This is a genomic window from Micromonospora sp. M61, assembly GCF_018070245.1.
GTDB classification, from domain to species: domain Bacteria; phylum Actinomycetota; class Actinomycetes; order Mycobacteriales; family Micromonosporaceae; genus Micromonospora; species Micromonospora zamorensis.
Genome location: NZ_JAGPYA010000182.1, coordinates 1 through 787 on the forward strand (window position 1 = coordinate 1; position 787 = coordinate 787).

A 787-nucleotide genomic window follows, 5' to 3' on the forward strand; every position below is an offset into this window, starting at 1 on the left:
GACTTCTTCGGCCTCAACGGGGAAACCCTGCTGTCCGGGGACTTCAACGGCGACGGGCGCGACGACATCGTGGCCTTCACCCACGGCTCGCTCGCCGACGTGTACGTGGCCCTCTCCACCGGCACCAGCTTCGGCGGCGGCCTGAAGTGGCATGACTGGTTCGCGCCGGGCGCGGAGGTCGGTGCGGTCGGCGATGTCGACGGCGACGGACGCGACGACATCATCGCGTTCACCCACGACACGAACGCCGACGTCTACGTGGCGCTCTCCACCGGCACAGGCTTCGGCCCCGGCCTCAAATGGCACGACTACTTCTCCATCCCCGGCGAGTTTCCTGCCCTCGGCGATGTCAACGGTGACGGCCGCGACGACATCATCACCTTCACCCAGGGGCCGCTCACGGCGTCGGACGTGATCGTCTCCCTGTCCACAGGAAGCGGATTCGGCGCGCCCCAGAAGTGGCACGACCTGTTCGCCGTCGGCACCGAACAACCCCGCGTCGGCGACATCAACGGCGACGGCCGCGACGACATCGTCACCTTCACCTGCAACGCCGACGCCGACGTCTACGCCGCCGTCTCCAACGGCACCTCGTTCGTCGGCACCACAGTCAAGTGGAACGACCTCTTCTGCCTGCCCGGCGAGTTCCCCTACCTGGGTGACTACAACGGCGACGGCAAGGACGACATCGTCGCCTTCACCAAGGGCAGCTTCAACGACGTCCACGTCGGCCTCTCCACCGGCACCACCTTCCTCGGCGCCACCAAATGGCACGACTTCTTCGGCC

General features: G+C 66.8%; 1 protein-coding gene. It reads left to right on the forward strand.

Annotated elements, in window-relative coordinates; translation table 11 throughout:
- Positions 1-787: VCBS repeat-containing protein (locus KBX34_RS33230; protein WP_210929014.1), on the forward strand; the 787-nt coding region annotated here is incomplete at both ends.